Origin of the sequence: Thalassospira lucentensis, assembly GCF_001613805.1 — a bacterium.
Taxonomy (GTDB): domain Bacteria; phylum Pseudomonadota; class Alphaproteobacteria; order Rhodospirillales; family Thalassospiraceae; genus Thalassospira; species Thalassospira lucentensis_A.
The window spans coordinates 129360-149254 of record NZ_LPVY01000011.1 but is presented as its reverse complement, the minus strand read 5'-3'; the positions used below and the strand labels follow the sequence as shown (position 1 = coordinate 149254).

At 55.3% G+C, this 19895-nt stretch carries 18 protein-coding genes and 2 riboswitches; of the genes, 5 read left to right on the top strand and 13 right to left on the bottom strand.

Features of this window, described 5'->3' with window-relative positions; translation table 11 throughout:
• Positions 1-25 precede the first annotated feature (25 nt).
• The 4 genes from AUP42_RS10710 to gpmI form a co-directional block, all read right to left on the bottom strand.
• The gene (locus tag AUP42_RS10710; RefSeq protein WP_062951602.1) at positions 26-1492 is read right to left on the bottom strand and encodes a divergent polysaccharide deacetylase family protein; all 1467 of its coding nucleotides are present in this window, start codon (positions 1490-1492) and stop codon (positions 26-28) included.
• Between the two features lie 101 nt (positions 1493-1593).
• The gene (locus tag AUP42_RS10705; protein WP_062951601.1) at positions 1594-2898 is read right to left on the bottom strand and encodes a S41 family peptidase; all 1305 of its coding nucleotides are present in this window, start codon (positions 2896-2898) and stop codon (positions 1594-1596) included.
• Complete coding sequence (locus AUP42_RS10700) at positions 2895-4241, bottom strand: peptidoglycan DD-metalloendopeptidase family protein (protein WP_062951600.1); 1347 nt, start codon at positions 4239-4241, stop codon at positions 2895-2897. Before AUP42_RS10700 ends, AUP42_RS10705 begins: the two co-directional genes overlap by 4 nt.
• Complete coding sequence (gene gpmI / locus AUP42_RS10695) at positions 4222-5814, bottom strand: 2,3-bisphosphoglycerate-independent phosphoglycerate mutase (protein WP_062951599.1); 1593 nt, start codon at positions 5812-5814, stop codon at positions 4222-4224. The genes AUP42_RS10700 and gpmI overlap by 20 nt, the downstream gene beginning before the upstream one ends.
• 274 nt (positions 5815-6088) lie before the next feature.
• Positions 6089-6188: riboswitch (glycine riboswitch) on the top strand.
• A gap of 3 nt (positions 6189-6191) precedes the next feature.
• Positions 6192-6317, top strand: a riboswitch (glycine riboswitch).
• A 70-nt stretch (positions 6318-6387) separates the two neighbouring features.
• On the opposite strand from gpmI, the gene AUP42_RS10690 reads away from it, so the two are divergent.
• Both AUP42_RS10690 and AUP42_RS10685 read left to right on the top strand, forming a co-directional pair.
• Complete coding sequence (locus tag AUP42_RS10690) at positions 6388-7803, top strand: L-serine ammonia-lyase (protein WP_062951598.1); 1416 nt, start codon at positions 6388-6390, stop codon at positions 7801-7803.
• Positions 7804-7954: 151 nt separating this feature from the next.
• Positions 7955-8488 carry a dihydrofolate reductase family protein gene (locus AUP42_RS10685; protein WP_062951597.1) on the top strand — a complete coding sequence of 178 codons (534 nt, stop codon included), beginning with the start codon at positions 7955-7957 and terminating at the stop codon, positions 8486-8488.
• A 6-nt stretch (positions 8489-8494) separates the two neighbouring features.
• Here the strand turns inward: AUP42_RS10685 and AUP42_RS10680 are convergent, their stop codons facing one another.
• The 5 genes from AUP42_RS10680 to AUP42_RS10660 all read right to left on the bottom strand — a co-directional run bounded on the left by AUP42_RS10680 (position 8495) and on the right by AUP42_RS10660 (position 12129).
• A complete protein-coding gene (locus AUP42_RS10680) occupies positions 8495-9151 on the bottom strand; it encodes a hypothetical protein (RefSeq protein ID WP_062951596.1) in 657 nt (218 codons plus the stop codon).
• Positions 9152-9252: 101 nt separating this feature from the next.
• On the bottom strand, positions 9253-9711 hold the full coding sequence (rlmH, locus tag AUP42_RS10675) for a 23S rRNA (pseudouridine(1915)-N(3))-methyltransferase RlmH (RefSeq protein WP_062951595.1): 459 nt from the start codon (positions 9709-9711) through the stop codon (positions 9253-9255).
• Positions 9712-9793: 82 nt separating this feature from the next.
• Complete coding sequence (rsfS, locus tag AUP42_RS10670; protein WP_062951594.1) at positions 9794-10183, bottom strand: ribosome silencing factor; 390 nt, start codon at positions 10181-10183, stop codon at positions 9794-9796.
• 54 nt (positions 10184-10237) lie between these two features.
• Positions 10238-10846, bottom strand: a complete 609-nt coding sequence (locus AUP42_RS10665) for a nicotinate-nucleotide adenylyltransferase (RefSeq protein WP_062951593.1) — start codon at positions 10844-10846, stop codon at positions 10238-10240.
• Positions 10843-12129 (bottom strand): glutamate-5-semialdehyde dehydrogenase, encoded by a 1287-nt coding sequence (locus tag AUP42_RS10660; protein ID WP_062951592.1) that lies wholly within the window; start codon positions 12127-12129, stop codon positions 10843-10845. Before AUP42_RS10660 ends, AUP42_RS10665 begins: the two co-directional genes overlap by 4 nt.
• A 306-nt stretch (positions 12130-12435) precedes the next feature.
• Here AUP42_RS10660 and AUP42_RS10655 point away from each other — a divergent pair, with 306 nt between their 5' ends.
• The gene (locus AUP42_RS10655) at positions 12436-14289 is read left to right on the top strand and encodes an ABCB family ABC transporter ATP-binding protein/permease (RefSeq protein WP_062951670.1); all 1854 of its coding nucleotides are present in this window, start codon (positions 12436-12438) and stop codon (positions 14287-14289) included.
• Between the two features lie 97 nt (positions 14290-14386).
• Positions 14387-15469 (top strand): YHYH protein, encoded by a 1083-nt coding sequence (locus AUP42_RS10650; RefSeq protein ID WP_197468269.1) that lies wholly within the window; start codon positions 14387-14389, stop codon positions 15467-15469.
• Positions 15470-15475: 6 nt separating this feature from the next.
• On the opposite strand, the gene AUP42_RS10645 is transcribed toward AUP42_RS10650, so the two are convergent.
• The gene (locus tag AUP42_RS10645) at positions 15476-16432 is read right to left on the bottom strand and encodes an AEC family transporter (RefSeq protein WP_062951591.1); all 957 of its coding nucleotides are present in this window, start codon (positions 16430-16432) and stop codon (positions 15476-15478) included.
• 125 nt (positions 16433-16557) lie between these two features.
• Here AUP42_RS10645 and AUP42_RS10640 point away from each other — a divergent pair, with 125 nt between their 5' ends.
• Positions 16558-17175: a DUF4269 domain-containing protein gene (locus tag AUP42_RS10640; RefSeq protein WP_197468268.1), complete on the top strand. Its 618-nt coding sequence runs from the start codon at positions 16558-16560 to the stop codon at positions 17173-17175.
• On the opposite strand, the gene AUP42_RS10635 is transcribed toward AUP42_RS10640, so the two are convergent.
• The 3 genes from AUP42_RS10635 to AUP42_RS10625 form a co-directional block, all read right to left on the bottom strand.
• Positions 17165-18247: a sensor domain-containing diguanylate cyclase gene (locus AUP42_RS10635; RefSeq protein ID WP_062951589.1), complete on the bottom strand. Its 1083-nt coding sequence runs from the start codon at positions 18245-18247 to the stop codon at positions 17165-17167. The two genes, AUP42_RS10640 and AUP42_RS10635, sit on opposite strands and share 11 nt — an antisense overlap.
• 42 nt (positions 18248-18289) lie before the next feature.
• Positions 18290-19375, bottom strand: a complete 1086-nt coding sequence (locus tag AUP42_RS10630; RefSeq protein ID WP_062951588.1) for a sensor domain-containing diguanylate cyclase — start codon at positions 19373-19375, stop codon at positions 18290-18292.
• 74 nt (positions 19376-19449) lie between these two features.
• A complete protein-coding gene (locus AUP42_RS10625) occupies positions 19450-19890 on the bottom strand; it encodes an MOSC domain-containing protein (protein ID WP_062951668.1) in 441 nt (146 codons plus the stop codon).
• Positions 19891-19895: the final 5 nt, after the last annotated feature.

The window sequence follows — 19895 nt, the reverse complement described above, 5'->3', positions numbered from 1 at the left end:
CCGCGTTTACGCGTCAGCTATGCCGTCAATTCTCGATTGTTTCATTTGCACCGTCGCCGGTATCTTCCGGGGCGGCATTCTGCTGCGCACGTTCTTCGGCCAGTGCCGCTTCACGCCGGGCGGCTTCCGCCTCGACCGCAGATTGCGGTGTGACCTGCATCTTTGCAAGGGCCGAAACCGGTGCAAGCTGAACCCCTTGACGCGCAAGCCGTGCCGACCAGTTGCGAAGGCGCTGAATGGTGACCGGATAGGATTGCGCGATCCCGATGGCGACACCATTGCTTTTTGCCTGCTCAACCAGATCGTTCAGGCGGGCGTCAATTTGCCGTCGGCTTGGTATTTCGTCGATCATGATATTGCCTATGGCATTCGGGGTATCGGCATTCGATGCCAGTTGTGCGCCAAGACTGATCGATCCTGAATTCGTGCCTTCAACATACATCAGGCCCGTCCGGTCGATGAACTCGATAACCGGGCGGATGGCACTGTCAAGGCTGCCAAACTTTGATCCAAGATAACTGACCACACCAGCATAGCCGGGGAACCGCGCCAGCAACCATTCCAGCCTGACAAGGTTTTCACCTTCCGGAAGGCTGGTCAGAAGCGCACGCGGACCGGGATCGGACAGCGGGAAGTCGATTGGCTCCATCGGCAACTGCAAGAATACTTCGTGACCCATCGCCCTTGCATTGGCTGCGACCTCGGGCAGATTGTTCGAATAGGGTGACAGCGCCAGCGAAATGTTCAGCGGCAAATCTTCGATTGCGGCCTGTGTTCTGTCACTATTCAGGCCGATACCGGTGACAATGATACCGACATAGGGTTGGCCTTCAACCGCGTCAAACGGGCGTTTATAAGCATCAAACGGCGTCGTGCCATCATCGGCAATTCGCGGAATGCGCCCAAAGCTGCCTTCCTCATCCAGACCGGGAATGGGGGCCGGGCGCAAGGGATCTGGCTCTATGGGCTGATCAAGTGCGCCTTCCTCGGCAAGGGCTGCAAGTTCTTCGGGGGTCGGTGTTGTGCTGCCTTCGGTCGTGCCATCCTGTCCCGGTGTTCCAACCAGATCTGCAACGCCTTCAAGCTGTTTGGCAATGTCTTCTGCATTTTGCGGTTCGCCGGACTGGTTGGTGCCGGCATTGGCAAGGGCCTCCTGCTCGGCACGGGTGCGTTCTTCAACGTCACGCACGCCCTTGGCGATTTCTTCCTGAAGTTCGCGTTCGGAACCGGGAACAGCAGCGATTGTTTTCGGGCTGCCCAGATGGAACAGCCGCCATCCGGTTTCTGGATCAAGGATCGGGATCAGGCCAATTGCCGCGGCCCCGATGGGGCTTAGAAACAGGGCAACGATCAGGAGCTTGGACAACCACCAGCGCCGCGATGGCGGACGCTTGGGCAGGCGTTCCCACTGGACCTCAATCGGCAGCTCGTTAAAGGGAAGATCCTCGTCAGACAGGGTGTTTGAAACATCTTCTGTTTCTTCATCGCCCATGTCATCGAGAGGATCCCGTTCCTTCTTTCGGCCAAACCGCAAGGATTTTATGAGTTTCCTGATCACGAAAGGTCAGTCTCTTTCGGTATTCGGTTCGCACCTCACCCTTGCGGGCGGGGTGCGAACAGGGCAATGCCCCGGATCATGTCAAGTGCACGTGACAGCTGATAATCCTCCAGCGCGATTTCCTCGGCGGCACTGCGGCGATCATTTGCATCGCTTTCAGCATTGCTGATGGTTTCGTCCTCGTTGCGCAAGGCACCGTTAAGGTCGGCTTCGGACCGGCGCTGGGCGGCTTCGATGCTCTCGACACGTGCTTGCGGTACGATGATGTCAGGCACAATGCCGACTTCCTGAATCGACTTACCCGACGGCGTGTAATAGCGCGCTGTGGTCAGACGAAGTGCCACGTTGCCCGGCATCGGCAGGATGGTCTGAACCGATCCCTTGCCAAAGCTGCGCGTTCCCATGATGACCGCCCGGCGGTGATCCTGAAGGGCGCCGGCAACGATTTCCGATGCGGATGCCGAACCATCATTGACCAATACAATCATCGGAAGACCGTCGGCAAGATCACCCGGACGGGCGTTGTAACGTTCGGTGTTTTCGGTATCGCGCGGACGGGTTGATACGATTTCACCCTTGTCTAGGAACGCATCCGAAACCGAAATCGCCTGATCAAGCAATCCACCCGGATTGTTGCGCAGATCAATCACGAGGCCCTTCATTTCCGGGCCGATCTGATCGCGCATATCGGTGATCGCGCGTTGCAGGCCGCTATAGGTCTGTTCGTTGAATTTGGTGATGCGGATATATCCGACATCGTCTTTTGCTTCGGAGCGGACCGACTGGATTTTGATCACGGCCCGGGTCAGCGTCACGTCAAACGGTGCGGCTTCGCCCTTGCGCATGATGGTCAGGCGGATATCGGTATTGACCTTGCCGCGCATCATCTCGACTGCCTCGTTCAGGCCAAGGCCCCGGATCGGTGTGCCGTCGATATGGGTGATGTAATCGCCCGGCTGCAAACCGGCTTTTTCGGCTGGCGTGTCATAAATCGGGGAAATGACTTTGACAAAGCCCTCTTCCATGGTGACTTCGATGCCAAGCCCGCCAAACTCGCCGCGGGTATCAACCTGCATTTCCTCGAAATTATCCATATTCAGATATGAGGAATGCGGATCAAGCGATGTGAGCATGCCGTTGATCGCAGCTTCGATGAGCTGCTTGTCATCGACTTCCTCGACATATTTCGATTTCACCTGTTCAAACACATCGCCAAACAGGTTCAGCAGCCGATAGGTTTCGGCCGAAGTTGTTGGTGAAGATTGCGCCAGCGCGGGCGAAGCAAGGCCCAAAGTCATGCCGGTAGCGAGTGCGAATACTGCCAATCGAGAGGTTTTCATCCACTTACCTTGCCGTTTTTCGAGGCCAGCCAGGGAAGCGGATTGACCGCTTCGCCGTCATGGCGCATCTCCAGATAGAGTTTAGGCGATATTTCACCCATTATTCCAACAGGTTCGCCCGCCAACAAATACTGTCCTACCACACTGTCGAGCCGATCAAAACCGGCGATAAGACTATGGTATCCTTCGCCGTGTTCGATAATCAAGAGGCGGCCATAGCCACGGAACGGCCCGGCGAATACAACTTTGCCGTCAAAGGGGGATACGACTTGCGCGTTTGGGCGCGTATCGATCTCGATCCCTTTGGAATGTGTAACCGCCAATCCGTCCGGTCCGCGGGACCGTTCGCCAAACAGTGTAACGACCTTCCCGCTTGCAGGCATACGCAATTGTCCGTGTGCCAGCGTGATCGAACTGCCAACGGCCATTTCTTCATCGGGGGCGGTTGACGGTTTGCTTGCCGGGGCCGTCTTTTCGGCAGGTGGGACGGGTGGTTCGTTTCTGGCAATGGTCGATGGGGGCGGGGCAGGTTTGGGCTCTTCACGTTTGGCAATCTGGCGTTCCGGTTTCATGCGGGGTTCGGGAACGCCTTCTGCCCGCTTTTTCAGGCTTTCCAGAAGATCGCCCAGTGATTTTGCCTCGGTCGCCAGTTCATTGACGGCGCGCGATGCCATTTTGGCCTCTGCCTCGGTTTCCGAACGCAGTTTGCGCTTTTCGTTAAGCAGAGCGGCTAATGACTGGCGTTCTGCCTGTAATTCTTCGGTGGCGGATGCCATTTCGCTGCGGCGCGTGCGGATGTCTTCGCGAAGGGTGCCGATTTCTTCAAGTTCGGCCCGCAGATCACGAGCATGCTGTTCGACGCCGGGCAAGGCGGCCTTCAGAAGGATCGCGGATCGCAACGTATCCTGCGGGCTGGTCGGAAGGGCGATCACGGCTTCTGGCGGAGTGGTCGACAGCCGCTGCAGGGCCATCAGGATGCGGGCATATTGCCCGGCTTTGTCTTCAAGGCTGGTGGCGGCGCGCTTTTCGCGGATTTCAAGTTCGGCAAGCTGGTCTTCAAGCTCGGTCAGCTTTGTCTCAAGGCGTTGGGCACGTCTGGCAACCGAAATGGCTTCGGATTGAAGCGCCTGTTCCTCGGTCCAGAGCTCTCGCGATTTGCGTGACAGGAATTCTTCCTGTTTCTGTTGTTCGGACAACTGGCTTTCAAGTTTATCAAGCTGGCTGTCGACCTTGCGCAGCGACTGCGCAAAAGAGGGCGCAGCCCCGCCCGCAATCATGGCTGCAAGCACAGCCAGCGCAGGCAGGGCGGTCCTGGAACGCAGATCAGCTCGCAAGAAGCGCATCATTCCCTTTCAAGCCCTTGATCAACGGTTTGCCGGTCATTTCCTTGGGCTGCGGCAGGCCGAGAAGCTGAAGCAACGTTGGCGCCACGTCGGCAAGGCGGCCATTTTCCAGTGTGACACCTTCTGGCCCGTTTACCAGAATGGTCGGCACCAGATTAAGCGTATGTGCGGTGTGCGGTTCACCGGTTTCCGGATCGACCATCATCTCACAATTACCGTGATCAGCGGTAACGAACATCACACCGCCCACCGATTTAACCGCATCAACAACCTGCCCAAGGCAGGTATCAACTGCTTCAGCGGCTTTCATGGCGGCTGAAAGAATGCCGCTATGGCCGACCATGTCGGGATTGGCAAAGTTCAGAATGATCGCGTCATAGGTTTCTGCCCTGATAGCAGCCACCAGCTTTTCGGTTACTTCCGGGGCCGACATTTCGGGCTGGAGATCATAGGTCGCAACCTTGGGCGAGGGTACCAGAATACGGTCTTCGCCTTCGAAAACCTGTTCTTCGCCGCCGTTAAAGAAGAAGGATACATGCGGATATTTTTCGGTTTCCGCAATGCGCAACTGTTTCATGCCTGCCCTGGAAACAACTTCGCCAAAGATATTTGGCAACACCTGCGGCGGATAGATCGCATCCATATATTTCGCATGGTCGGACGAATATTCGACCATGCCGGCCTGTACGGCGAATTTGATCGGGGTGCCACGGTCAAAGCCGTCAAAGTCCGGTGCGCAAATGGCGGCCAGAATTTCACGCGCGCGGTCGGCGCGGAAATTGGTCATCAAAAGTCCGTCGCCATCTTTCATGCCGTCATAATCGCCAATTACGGTCGGCAGAACGAATTCATCCGTGGTATCGGCATCATAGGCCGCCTTGATCGCGGTTTCGGCACTTTTGGCGATCCGGCCATCGGCGTAATTCTTGCCCTGCACCATCGTGAAGTAGGCTTGGCTGACACGTTCCCAGCGGTTGTCGCGATCCATCGCGTAATAACGCCCGGTGACGGTCACGATTTCAACATTGGCATCGCCAATCAGGGAGCGGAATTTTTCAAGGAATTTGGCTGCACTTTTGGGCGCGGTATCGCGGCCATCCAGATAGGCATGGATTTTTACCGGCACACCGGCTGATGCGATGATTTTGGCAAGGGCTGCCATATGGGCCTGATGGGAATGCACCCCACCTTCGGACAGAAGCCCTGCGATATGACAAACACCACCACTTTCTTTAAGCTTGACGATGACTTTTTTGACCGTGTCGGTTTCGGCAATCAAACCGGTTTTGACCGCGTCATCAATTTTCGGCAGTTCCTGCATCACAACCCGACCGGCACCCAGATTCATATGGCCGACTTCCGAATTGCCCATCTGCCCTTCGGGCAGGCCGACATCCAGACCGCAAGCCTTTAAAAAGCCGGTCGGATTATTGGCATAAAGCGCGTCCCAAACAGGGGTATTGGCCAATGCAACCGCATTGTCCTTGCTTTCCTCGCGATAACCCCAGCCATCCAGAATGCACAGCACCACCGGACGCGGGCGCTTTACGGTATTTGATACAGTCACAATCATAATCCCACGAAGTAAGGTACACGAAATAAGGTAAAAGGCTGAATTACCGGTAAAGATGGTTATTTTCCGGTAATTTCACCATCCGTACAATGACGTCGGGCGCGGTGGGTCCGCCATCAGACGCTGCCAATCATAGCATTTTCAACGCGCAATCTATCATGAATGGAAGCATTGAACAGCCTTCCGGCCGGGTATTTTTTGTGCGGTTGCAAAGCTGCTTTTTGACAAGGCTTGCCACCTGCCTGTAATCTGGCATGCAACGGTGATACCTCGAATAACCGCGATGGGAGAGCCCGCTTTGATTCTGCGATCAGATCGGCGCCGAAGGAGCAATAGCCCCGAAAACTCTCAGGCAGATGGACCGTTGCGGATTGAGGCTCTGGAGAGAGAAAGCGGTACGGGGCCAACGCCCGGAACCATATTTCCACCGAAGGATGAAGCCATGTTGTCAAAGGCGGTTGTTTTTGGTGGCAGGGTGCACAATCTCAGGTCAAGGGACAGAGGGGGCAAGACACCGGTTCTATAACGTCGTGCGGCATTTTTCCGCATGACAAAGAGCCGTGGGAGGCCCTTTTGACCGAAGAAAACAAACAACGTCCGCAAGACGTTAACCTTTCCGTTGTCGATCTTTATACCATCGGGATCGGGCCATCGAGTTCGCATACCGTCGGTCCGATGCGGGCAGGCTATCGGTTCTGTCTGGAACTCGAAGCCCGGAACATTTTGGAAAAAATCGGCTCGGTAATTGTTGATCTTTACGGATCGCTTGCCCTGACCGGCAAGGGGCACGCCACCGATACCGCGGTGATCATGGGGCTTTCGGGGGAACGACCGCGTTCTGTTGATCCCGACCGGATCGCACCGACGATGGATGCGATTGACCGGGACCGCGAATTACAGCTTTATGGTCGCCATCCGGTTTCCTTTAACCGCGATACCAATCTTGTGTTTCACATGGCCGAAAGCCTGCCCGAACATCCCAATGGTATGCGGATCACCGCCTTCGACCATGATGGTATTGTTTTGCACAAACAGGAATATTTCTCGGTCGGGGGTGGATTTATCGTCTCGGGAGATGATCGTGGGGCGGAATATTCCGGCGATAACATAACGCTGCCTTATCCTTTTTCCTCGGCCGACGAATTGATGGCGATCTGCAAACAGGAAAAGCTGTCTATTGCCGAAGTCATGGCCGAAAATGAAAAAAGCTGGCGCGACCCCGCCGAAACCGAGGAATTCGTTGATCGCGTGCATCGCGCGATGATGGATTGCATCGAACGGGGCTGCAAGTCGGATGGTATTCTGCCCGGCGGGCTGAATGTCAAACGGCGCGCGCGTAAACTTTACCTTGAACTGACCGAACGGCCCGAAGCCGGGCTTAAGGATCCGTTGACCGTGATCGACTGGGTCAATCTCTATGCCCTTGCGGTGAACGAAGAAAATGCTGCGGGTTCGCGCGTGGTTACGGCGCCGACCAACGGGGCAGCAGGCGTCATTCCCGCCGTGCTGCGCTATTACGAACGGTTCGGGGCCAATGTCACACAGGGAAAAATACGCGAATTCCTGTTAACCGCGGCGGCCATTGGTTCGATTTATAAAAAACGCGCCTCGATATCGGCTGCCGAAGTCGGTTGTCAGGGTGAGGTTGGTGTCGCCTGTTCGATGGCAGCCGGTGCCCTTTGTGCGGTTATGGGCGGCACGCCAGAACAGGTTGAAAACGCCGCCGAGATTGGTATGGAACATAACCTTGGCCTGACCTGTGATCCGATTGGCGGTCTGGTGCAGGTGCCTTGCATCGAACGCAACACCATGGGGGCGGTCAAGGCGATCAATGCCGCCCGTCTGGCGATGCGCGGTGATGGTCAGCATACAGTGTCCCTCGACAAGGTGATCGAAACCATGCGCCAGACCGGTATCGACATGCAAAGCAAATACAAGGAAACCAGCCAGGGCGGGCTTGCGGTTAATGTCAACGTCGTTGAATGCTGATTTGCCTGTCGAAATGACCCTCACACACCTCCGAAGCCATTGTTTTGGAGGTGTTTTTCGTCCGGCCTGATTCTTGCCACCTTGGATCTGTATTCTGATATGCTCAAGTAATTGATAACGGGGCAAAGACCCCGAACAGGTTGGGCAAAGCATGAAAAAGAAACTGTTCCGCATCTATATTGCGGTCAGTCTGGATGGCTATATCGCGCGCACCAATGGTGCGGTTGACTGGCTCGATGATTTCGATCCGGCCGAGTTCGATTTTGAGGGCTTTCTGGGCACCGTGGGAACACTGATCATCGGGCGAAAAACCTTTGATCAGGTGATGGAATTTGGTGAATGGCCTTATGAGGATCGCCGCACGATTGTTCTGACATCGCGCGATTTACCCGATAAACGTCCGGCCAATACAGAGGCCTATGGCGGCAGTCTTGTCGAACTGGCAAGATTGCTTCGCGATGACAGGTCCGATACCGGCGATGTCTGGATCGTCGGCGGGGCCAGTGTCGTGACCCAGTTCCTGTTTGGCGGTCTTGTCGATCAACTTGAAATGTTCATCATTCCGGAAATTCTGGGGGATGGCATCCGGCTGTTTGGCCGGGATGCTGCGGGCACAACACTGAAACTGGTGGCATCGGAACACTACAAGTCCGGTGTTGTGCGCATGCAGTATGATTTGCGGTAAGGCTGGTTATTTCAAGGTTTCCAGCTTTTCGGCAATCTTTGATGAAAGTTCGCGAAGGGCATTAACAGCACTGCTTTGCCAGTCGCTGTCAAGGACCATCTGCATCTTTTCCTGATAGCTGTCGGTGACTGTAACCGGTTCGCCCTTGTTCAGTTCATTGCCCTTCAACGTCACTTCGGACTTGTTATGCACCGTGACCTGCCAGAAACCGGGTTCAAACCATGACCAGAACTTGATCAGGTCGGCATCGACGGCGTCGGCGCTGTCATATTCGGCGTCCCCCGGTTCAAGAACACGGTATCCGGCCTGTTTGAAGCCGTTGGAGATTGCCTTGTTGACAGCATCGGCAACGGTTTTGCCTTCGGGCAGCAAAACATCCCCCATCGCCATTCCGTAACCATTGCGTTTGCGGGCATAGGCACGCGACGTAAAGGTGACATCATCAATCTCGTCATTCGACAGTGACGGGATATCTGGTGTGGACGGATCAATCTCGAACCGGCGTTTGTCTTCGACCGAAACGATTTTAACGGCCGGCCCAGTCGCCGGGTTCTCAATTTTGGCCGGTTCCTGAATTTCGACAACGCTACGCGAAGCTGCGCACGCGCCGGTCAGCATTGCCAAACCGATAACGGCGGCAATCTTTAAGTATCTGGTTTTCATCGTTAATTCCCCTTCTCAAACAGATGGAGGAATACTCAGGGATAAATTTTGAAACAACTTATCCAAGAGTGGGGGAACCGATGCTTTTGGTGACTTCGGGATTATTCCCGGTGATAGGGATGATTGGTCTGGATCGCGTGGGCGCGGAAAAGCTGTTCGGCAATCAGGGCGCGCACCAGCATATGGGGCCATGTCGCCTTGCCAAGTGACCAGAGCGTATTGGCGCGTGATTTGATGGCGTCTCCATGCCCATCGGCTCCGCCAATGGCAAAGGCGATATTTCCTGCATATTGATCGATCCAGCCTTCAAGTTTTGCGGCAAAATCGATGGAACCGTATTCTTGTCCGCGCTCGTCAAGTGCGATCAGAAAGGCATTATCGGGGATGACGCCCAGCAAAAGCTCCGCTTCGCGGTTTTTGAGCTGATTGGGTGGAAGCTTTTTCTTTTCTTCGACTTCCCGCACGGCAAAGGGCCAGCGCAGGCGCGCCGCGTAATAGTCAAAAAGATCTTTTTCGGGGCCGTTCTTCATCCGGCCCACTGCAGCAAGGGTAATTTGCATCTTTCCGATCCGGCTTTGGCCCGCATGGGGACCACCGATAGCCGATCCCCGCGGTGGTCAGGGCAAACCGGGGCGGACTGTATTAATACAGCCGCGCCGCCTGCTGTTTAAGCGCCGGGTTTTCAACGCCCCACATCTGTTCGATGTTGTAAAAAGCGCGAACTTCCGGGCGGAACAGGTGAACGATGACATCGCCGGCATCAACCAGTACCCAGTCACCCTGTTCCTTGCCTTCGGCCATTGCACGGCCCTGGCCGGCATCTTTCAGCTTTTCGACAATATGTTCTGCCATTGACGCGACCCTGCGAGAGGATGAGCCGGTTGCAATGATCATATGATCGGCAAGGGAGGTTTTATCGGTCAGATCAATGGTGACAAGGTCTTCGGCCTTGTCGTCTTCGAGCGTGCTCTGGATAAGGGCAAGGAGCTCGCCCGGGGTCAGAGTCTTTTTTGCGGTACCTATGGTCGCCACCTCAATTTACGCGAGAAATCCCGATCCAATTCGGATTCGGGAAATTCCCGCCGGTCAAACCTGCCATCTGCCTTCGGCGCGGATTGCGGTCGAAGAGGCCGGATGGCGCTTTATTGGCAGGTAAACCCAGGCCGGAACATCGAGATCGGCCAGCAAACCCGCCCTGTCCGATGGGATGCGCCAGCGTTCCATACGCTTGGCTGCCGTCCCGGACAATGCCTTGTTAGAATACCCCTCACGGTCAAGGACCGCAATGGGAGCGCGCAAAATCAACCTGTCCCACCATTTCCATTTATGAAACTGGGCCAGATTGTCCGCCCCCATCAGCCATACGAACCGCGTTCGGGTAAAACGACGCTGCAAGGCTGCGAGAGTGTCGGCCGTATAGCGGGTTCCAAGTTCTGATTCAATTGCAGAAACAACAATGCGGGGATGCTTTGCCATCATCAATGCCGAATCGAACCGGTCGGCAAGGTCTGCCATGCCCTGCGTCGGCTTTAGCGGGTTTTGCGGAGACACCAGCCACCAGACCGCGTCAAGACGCAGGCTTTTCAACGCTTCAAGCGATATATGAAAGTGCCCTTCATGTGCCGGATTAAAGGACCCGCCCAGCAATCCGACGCGGGGCGGGGCACTATGGCTTCTGGGCGTAGAAAAGCTCATGGGCGGGTCTGGCCGGTGCCGCGCACGATGTATTTATAGCTGGTCAGCTGTTCGACTCCGACCGGACCGCGTGCATGCAGCTTGCCCGTCGAAATGCCGATTTCCGCCCCCATGCCAAATTCGCCGCCATCGGCAAACTGGGTCGATGCGTTGACGATCACGATGCCGGAATCAACACCGTTCAGGAAGGTGGCGGTCGCATCGGCATCCTCGGCCAGAATCGCATCGGTATGGTGCGATCCATATGTGTTGATATGGCTGACTGCCTCATTGACCCCGTTGATGACCTTGATCGACACAATCGCATCAAGATATTCAGTGACCCAATCCTCGTCGGTTGCGGGCAGAATGCGATTATCGGCTTTCTGCGCGCGGGCATCACCGCGCAATTCACACCCCTTGTCGGCAAGGACGGCGGCAATTTTCGGCAACAGATCATCGGCAACCGCCTGATCGATCAGGATGGTTTCGGTTGCGCCGCAAATGCCGGTCCGACGCATTTTGGCATTCACCACGATATCAACGACTTTGGTAACATCCGCACTGGCATGTATATAGGTATGGCAAAGCCCTTCCAGATGCTTGAACAACGGAATGCGGCTTTCATCGGTTATCCGCGCAATTAGCGATTTGCCACCGCGCGGGACGATGACATCAATATAATCGGACAGTTTCAGCATCTCGCCAACCGCGGCGCGATCCGTAACCGGGATCATCTGAAGCGCATGTTCAGGCAAACCGGCATCAAGAATACCGGCGAGCATGCAATCGAATATCGCACGCGATGAATTGAAGCTTTCCGAACCGCCGCGCAGGATCGCGGCATTGCCCGATTTAATGCACATGGCACCGGCATCGGCGGTCACATTTGGGCGGCTTTCATAAATGATACCGATCACGCCAAGCGGTACCGATACGCGTGCGATATCAAGCCCGTTGCGCTCCGGGCTCCAGCGGGCCAGTTCGCGGCCAACCGGATCGGCAAGGTCCGCAACCGCCTCGACTCCGGCTGCCATGCTTTCGATGCGTGCGGGATCAAGCGCAAGGCGGTCCAGCAGGGCGGGCGTCAGACCCTTGGCGCGACCTGCTTCCATGTCGCGTGCATTGGCGGCCAGAATGATATCGGCATTTTCGCGCAATTTGCGTGCGGCCGCTTTAAGGGCATTGGTTTTTGGTTCGGACGGGACCTGTGCCAGTTTCAGCGAAGCTTCACGGGCATTGATGCCCATGTCGCGCATTAATGCCGCGATGTTCTGGTTTTCGATGCTGGCAAGTGCCGTCATGGTCCTGGTTCCGTTCCTTGAAGATGTCCCGCGGGCCGGAATTGCCGGGGCGGGCTTATCGCAATTTTATCGACAATTTGACAAAATATCCCTCTGACCGCGCAACTGCAATCGTCTAGCGTCGATAAATCAATGTTTTGCGAACTATCCCGTAGACGGCAAGACACGCTTTCTTGTCCGGCTTGCTTGCCAAATCATTGATTACGGGCCATCTGTTGTTTTGGGAAAGCGGGACGTCAATCAGAAAGTCGGGGCTGTGCCGGACACGCCACATCATGCCCACCAGGGGATAAGAACGTGAAAAATATGGGTGATAACCAGCCATCAGCCCGCGCTGAATTTGGTGTTGTTAAGACTTTTCTGCCGTATCTGTGGCCGCGTGGCGAGTTCGAGCTCAAGACCCGTGTGGTGATCGCCCTGCTGTTTCTGGTCGGGGCGAAGATCGCCAACGTTTATGTCCCGGTTCTGTATAAATACGCGGTTGATGCCCTTGGCGGCGGCAAAGCTGGTACCGGCTCCGCAGGTGCGGACACGACATCCCTGATCGTTGTGCCAGTGGGGATGATCGTCGCCTACGGGCTTGTGCGTGTTTTATCTTCGGCCTTCGGGGAATTGCGCGATGCTGTTTTTGCCAAGGTCGCGCAACGCGCCATTCGGACATCTGCCCTTGGTGTTTTTGAACATCTGCATGCCCTGTCGCTGCGGTTCCATCTGGATCGCCAGATGGGCGGGCTTTCGCGCGCCATTGAACGCGGGGTCAAGGGGATCGAATTCCTTTTATCCTTCATGCTGTTCAACATCCTGCCGACCCTGCTTGAAATCTTCATGGTCTCGGGCATTCTTTGGGTGCTGTATGATTTCTGGTTCGCGCTGATCACGTTTGTCACCATCGTGATCTATATCGCCTTTACCCTGATCGTCACCGAATGGCGAATGAAGTTCCGCCGCGAAATGAACCAGCGCGATGACGAGGCCAACACCAAGGCCATCGATAGTCTGATCAACTATGAAACGGTCAAGTATTTCAATAACGAGGATCACGAATCCCGTCGTTATGACAATGCCCTGCGCGGCTATGAAACGGCTGCGGTGAAGTCACAGGAATCCCTGTCCAAACTCAATATCGGGCAGGGTGCGATCATTGCAGTCGGTCTGGTTCTGAATATGCTTCTGGCGGCAAATGGCGTTAAAAACGGCAATATGACCGTTGGTGACTTTGTGCTGGTGAATACCTATCTTTTGCAGCTTTATATGCCGCTCAACTTCCTTGGTTTTGTCTATCGCCAGATCAAGCAGTCGCTGACTGACATGGAACGTATGTTTTCGTTACTCGACGTTGAAAAGGAAGTCGAAGACAAGATTGGCGCACCGGCATTGGCGTGCGGCGAGGCGGCAATCCGGTTCGAGGATGTCAAATTCGCCTATAATCCCGACCGCCAGATACTGAAAGGTGTCAGTTTCGAGGTTCCGGCGGGCAAAACCGTTGCCGTCGTCGGGCCGAGCGGGGCGGGAAAATCGACCCTCACCCGTCTGATGTTCCGTTTCTATGATGTATCATCGGGCAGGATCACGATTGACGGGCAGGATATCCGCGATGTGTCGCAGACATCCCTGCGTCGCTCGATTGGTATCGTCCCGCAGGACACGGTCCTGTTTAACGATACGATTGCCTATAACATCGCCTATGGCCGACCCGGCGCGGACGAGGCGGAAATCAACAATGCTGCCAAACTCGCCAGTATCGATGGCTTCATCGCCGGTCTACCGCAGGGCTTTAAAACCATGGTCGGTGAACGCGGGCTTAAACTTTCCGGCGGAGAAAAGCAGCGTGTGTCGATTGCGCGCATGTTGCTGAAACGTCCGAAAGTCATGATCTTTGACGAGGCAACGTCGGCCCTTGATACCCGTACCGAAAAAGACATCCAGCAGGCACTTCGCGATGTGTCGCGCGGGCATACGACGCTGGTGATTGCGCACCGGCTTTCGACCGTGATCGATGCCGATGAAATCATCGTGTTGCGTGACGGGCAGGTCGCGGAACGTGGCCGCCATCAGGACCTTTTGGAACAGGACGGCCTTTATGCCGAAATGTGGGCCCAGCAGCAGGAAATCCGGGAGGCCGAAGAAATCCTTGCCCATGCCGGGGAAGCGACCACTTAGGACGTTTTTTACTGGAATCCTCCCGTTTCAATCCCCACTATAAAATCGGATGGCATTGGGAGCCGTCCGGTCGGGGGAAGAAACCGGGGGAACAGTAATGACACTAAAAGGCCGACATGATCATCACGGTCATGATCACCATCATCCTCATCACGATCATGAGGTGGATGAAGGCGTTTATCGCGATAATCACGCACCCGAAATTGACCGGATGCGTCGCAATATGCTGGTCGGGCTTGGCATGTTGCCGCTCGCGGCCATGGTGCTTAACCCGGTGCGGCAGGCCTGGGCGATCAGCAATGAGGTCAATATCCGCGAAGACGGGCAATATCGTTACATCCGCTCCAACGCGATCCCGGATCACGCGACCGGCAGCTTCCCCAATCGTCACAATCCTAACAGCATCAAGGCACAGTCGCTTGAATTTCGTCTGCCGGTCAATCCGCAAAGAACCGGGCGCTTCATACCCAACACCCACGGTCTGTTCGGGATTGCGGTCAATGGGGTGCCGTTTGACCCTTTCACCGCTGAATACTGGCAGCGTGATCGGCAATCCGGATGGCGGTACGAGGCGATATCGCCCACGCTTGATCTTGGTCTTGATGAAAACAACGCCCATGTGCAGCCCGATGGCACGTATCACTATCACGGCATGCCAAAGGGTTTGATCAAAAGCTGGTCACCGGAACAGCATTCAATCCGCATCGGTTTCGCCGCAGATGGTTTCCCGATCTATGCCCTGTTTGGCTATCATGATCCTGAGAGACCCGATGCCGGGGTCAAGGCGCTGAGTAGTTCGTGGCGCGTGAAAAAAGGTGTGCGTCCGGGCGGGCCGGGTGGCAGTTATGATGGCACCTTTGGCGAAGATTATGAATTTGTCCCCGGCCTTGGTGACCTTGACGAAGCCAATGGCCGTGAAACCGTTACCCCGGAATACCCCGGCGGTACCTATGCCTATTTCGTGACAGAAAGTTTCCCCTTCATTCCGCGCTTTCTTGCGGGCCAATCCGATCCAAGCTTTGCCCGGGGGCCGGGTGGTCTTGGACCGGGCGGTGGACCAGGTGGCGGACCGGGCGGCCAACGACCCGGCGGTGGTTTTGGCGGGCCAAAAGGCTTTCCGGGGGATCGTCCTCCTCCGCCGCCATTCGGCCGTAACGGTGGTCGCGGGCCGGGTGGTTAAGCCCACTTAGGGCATGGGCCCGAAGACCTGCGTGATATCAAGAAGCCAAAGTGCCGTTGAAATGGTGATGAAGGATAGCAATGTCGCAACCATAAGCGATGCGGCACACAATCCTTCATGGCCATAACGTTGCCCAAAGATGGCGTAGATGCTTAGCATCGGAGAACAGGCGAAACTGACTGCCGCAATCTGTAAAACCGGTTCCATTGGCGGCAGTATCCAAACCAGAGTGAATACGGCAACCGGATGCAGGACCAGCTTGCCGAAGACAATGCGGGCCATGTCAATCCGCATGCCTTTCAGCTTCAACCCGACCAGTCCTGCACCGATGACAAACAGGGCCACCGGGCCGGATGCCATGGCCAGCATATCGATTGCCTTCAGGGCCGGACCGGGCAAGTTGATTCCTGTAAGGGCAAGACAAAGCCCAATAAAAATCGCAATGATGATTGGTGTCTTGCACAGGCTTTTTATCGCATTTCCAAGAACGTGAAGGCGTCCGTGGCCGTTGTTATTGGCACTGTCACCAAGAACAAGAACAAGCGGCATCATTACCAGGGTTTCGATCATTACACATAGTGTAAGCGCGATTGCTGCCGGTGGGCCAAGCACCTGTACCGCCACCGGATAACCGATAAAGCCGCTATTGGAAAAGGACATGCCAAGACCCTGCAGGGTCGCATTGGCAAAGGATTTCCGCGCAATAAAGCGTGTATAGGCGATGCCCAGCGTCAATATGATCAGCGACCCGCCACCATAGGCGATCAGAAATTCGCCGTGAATGATTTCGGCCGGTTCGCGCCCCGATAGCGTCTTGATCAGAAGGGCAGGCAGGGCAAAATTCATCACGAACGCGCCCATGCCGCGTGCCACATCCTGCGATATGATATTTTGCCGGACCGCGAAATAGCCCAAGGCGATGATCAGAAAGATGGGGCTGGTGATGGCCAGAACGTCAAGCATATGATGGCATGTCCCGAAATCGGCGTGGGTATCTGATCAACAGATCGCGCATGCGCCAAAAATATTTGATTTCATACATATCCCGTGCAATGGCAGACGGGTCAAGAAATGGAATGGATTTATCAATGAACCAACCGGTAATGGATTGGCCCGAAAGCCTCATGCCCGATGCCTTTCGCGGTCTTGATGTTTTGCGATCCGTTTCCGCGCGTGGTCAAAAGGCCGCCGGTCTGCTTTTACAGCATGGCATATGGAATGAACTTGCCGGGTTTGATCCCATTGTCGCCGGAACTTTTCCGATAAATCTTGATATCGTCGGATCAGATGTCGATATTTTGTGCTATTGCCCGGATGTTGACGGTTTCGAAGCCCGGGTGCAGACGTCGTTTGGTTATCTTGATGGTTTTGGGTTGCATCACCGTCCAGCGACGCAGCATGTCGGTTCGGCCATTGTCGTGCGGTTTGTTCTGGATGACCTTCCGGTCGAAATTTTTGCCACAGGCACGCCATCGCAAAGCCAGTTCGGCTTTCGCCATATGCTGGTCGAGGCGCGTGTGATCGCTCTTCTGGGCGAAGGCTTTGCATCAGATATCCGGCAATTGAAACGGGGCGGAGTTAAAACCGAGCCTGCCTTTGCCCGCCTGCTGAAGCTTGGCGGGGACCCCTATATCGCCCTTGATGGATTATATGAACTAGGGTCTGATGCCCTTCGTGATCGGGTTATGGCCGCGATCAATCCTTAAGATCGTCGAGACTGCCAAACGTATCAAGCGCACGATAACGCACGGTATCACGTCCGTTTTCCTTGGCCTCGTAAAGGGCTTCGTCGGCAATTCTAAGGATGTCGTGAGGCTCGTACTGTCCCGTTGATTCATTGGATATCCAGGTCGCCCCGACACTGACCGTGATCGGAACGGGATTGCCGTTCATATCGCTGACCCGGCATTGATCACGCACCGTATCGCACAGCTTGTAACCCAGATACATGGTCTGTTCGAGGCGAAGCCCCGGCAGGATACAGACAAATTCCTCGCCACCGAACCGGCCGACAATGTCATGATCGCGCAGGCTGGATGACATGATCGCGGCAATCCCTTGTATCACCTTGTCACCGATCAGATGGCCATAGCTGTCATTGACCTTTTTGAAATGGTCGATATCGAGCATGAAGATACCCGCCGAACCCCCTTTTATCCGCGAACTTGACATTTCGCGCGCCAGCAATTCCTCAAGCCCGCGGCGGTTCCACACCCCGGTCAGGCTGTCGATCATCACATCGCGATGGGCGGCATCAAGGTCGGCCAGAAGCTGTTTCTGGCTGCGTTCGGTATAGCGCAGCGCTAGAACAGTTTCGACCCAGTGGGCCAGATCCTTCAGGGTTTCGATTTCGCTATCTGAGAAATTGCGTGTTTTTGAATCGATAATGCAAAGTGTACCAAGCTTGAATCCTTCCGCGTTCGAAAGCGGAACACCGACATAAGACCGGATATGAGGGGCACCCGCTACCAGGGGATTGTCGCTGAAACGCTCGTCATTGATTGCATTGCCAACGACAAGCGGCGCGTCATGCATGATGGCATGACCGCAGAACGAAATATCGCGCGATGTTTCGGACGCGCTCAGATTGACCCGGGATTTGAAAAACTGCCGATCGCCATCAAGCAGCGAAATTGCCGTAAACTCGGTCTTGAAAATGCGTTCGGCCAAGCGCGTGATCCGGTCAAGCTCCGGGTCGCGAGGTGTCGACAGAATACCCATGCTTTCAAGCGATTTCTGCCGTTCGCTTTCGTTTTCCGGTATCGGTGCAACTTTCAAGCCGAATCTCCTGTGACGACATTGATCTATTTTAGGTAGAATCTAGTGTCGTTCAAATAATCCTTTGGTGCGGTCTTTCAACGGTTCAGCATTGAAGACAACCCTGTCACGGCCGCTGTATTTTGCGCTATAAAGTGCCTCGTCCGCCGTTTCAAAAACCGCCTTGCGGTTGATCGGGCCCATAACAGGCGAAAGCCACGTCGCCCCGATGGAGATTGTGAGATTAAGTGTTTTACCCTCGCTCGTTTCAATCGGGGTATTGCGTAGGATATCGCATAGTTTCTGGGCGATTTTCGGTGTCATGTCACGCGTCATGCCGGGAATGACACAAACAAATTCCTCGCCGCCGACCCGGGCAATGATATCGTTTTCCCGCAGATGATTTTTGAGCATTCCCGCAATGCTGATGATCACCTCATCGCCGATCAGATGCCCGTGCGTATCATTGACCGCTTTGAAGTGATCGATATCGCACAACAGAACGCCACAGGGTTCGGGGACCGGTGCGCCATCCGGCGCCAGCTCGCGATCAAGGATTTCGTCAAGTCCGCGCCGGTTCCATAGTCCGGTCATCGGGTCCATCATGCTTTGGCGCACCGCATCATCAAGGTTCTGCAAAAGGCGTTTCTGGCTGAATTGTGCGAACCGTAGCAGCAAAACCATCTCGACCAGATAGGCAAGGTCCTTGAGGTTATCGATATCGCGTTCGCTCATCTCGCGCGGTTTGTTGTCAAAGATGCAAAGCGTTCCGATCGGATAACCCTCGTGATGATGCACAGGCATTCCGGCGTAAAAAATGATCGGTTCGTTACACGCCACCAACGGATTGTCGCAAAATCGCTGGTCGGCACGCGCATCGTTGATCACCATTGGTCCGGTTCGGGTGATTGCATGTCCGCAGAACGAAATATCACGGCTGCTTTCGAGTTTTTCGAAATTTGCCCGTGATTTGAAAATCTGCCGGTCATGGTCCAGAACCGTCACCGTGGCCGATTTGACGTCAAAGATACGCTTGGCAAGCGACGTGATACGATCCAGTTCCGGTTCTGCATCAAAGGTTGCGATGCGCATTCGCGTAATGACGGCCTGACGTTCGGCTTCGTTATGCGGTATTGGAGCAAGTTCCATTCTTTCCTCTGACCATGCTTCTGCCTTTTAAGTGGGAAGCCGACAGGGGATTTCCAGATGGAACGCAGTACCGGTCAGACAGAAACAACCGCGTCCCCAACGCGGATTGCACCGGGTTCGATGGTGCGGCACGTAACACCACCCCGCCAATCGGGGGAAAGCGCCTTTTCAAGGCCTGCGGCGGCTTCTTCCATCCGGTTACAGGGATCGGTTTCGCCGGTGACTTCAAGGACCAGATCACCGATCCGGATACGTGCCCCACGCGTTCGTGGCAGTTTTATCCCCCGCACCAGCAAATTGGCCCTGCGCGTGGTCCATGGCAAGTCCGCGCGGTTAATCTCGGCACAGGCCGCCAGCCAGTCCTCTTCGGCCAGAACCGTGATCTGGCGTTTGCGAAGCCTGCCGCGATAATCGCCATCAACACCGAGATCAAGACTGACATTAACCCTGTCCAGTGTTTCCATCGGTGCACGGGACCGGGGCTTGCGGGCGATACCTATCAGGGTGGCGGTCATGGCTG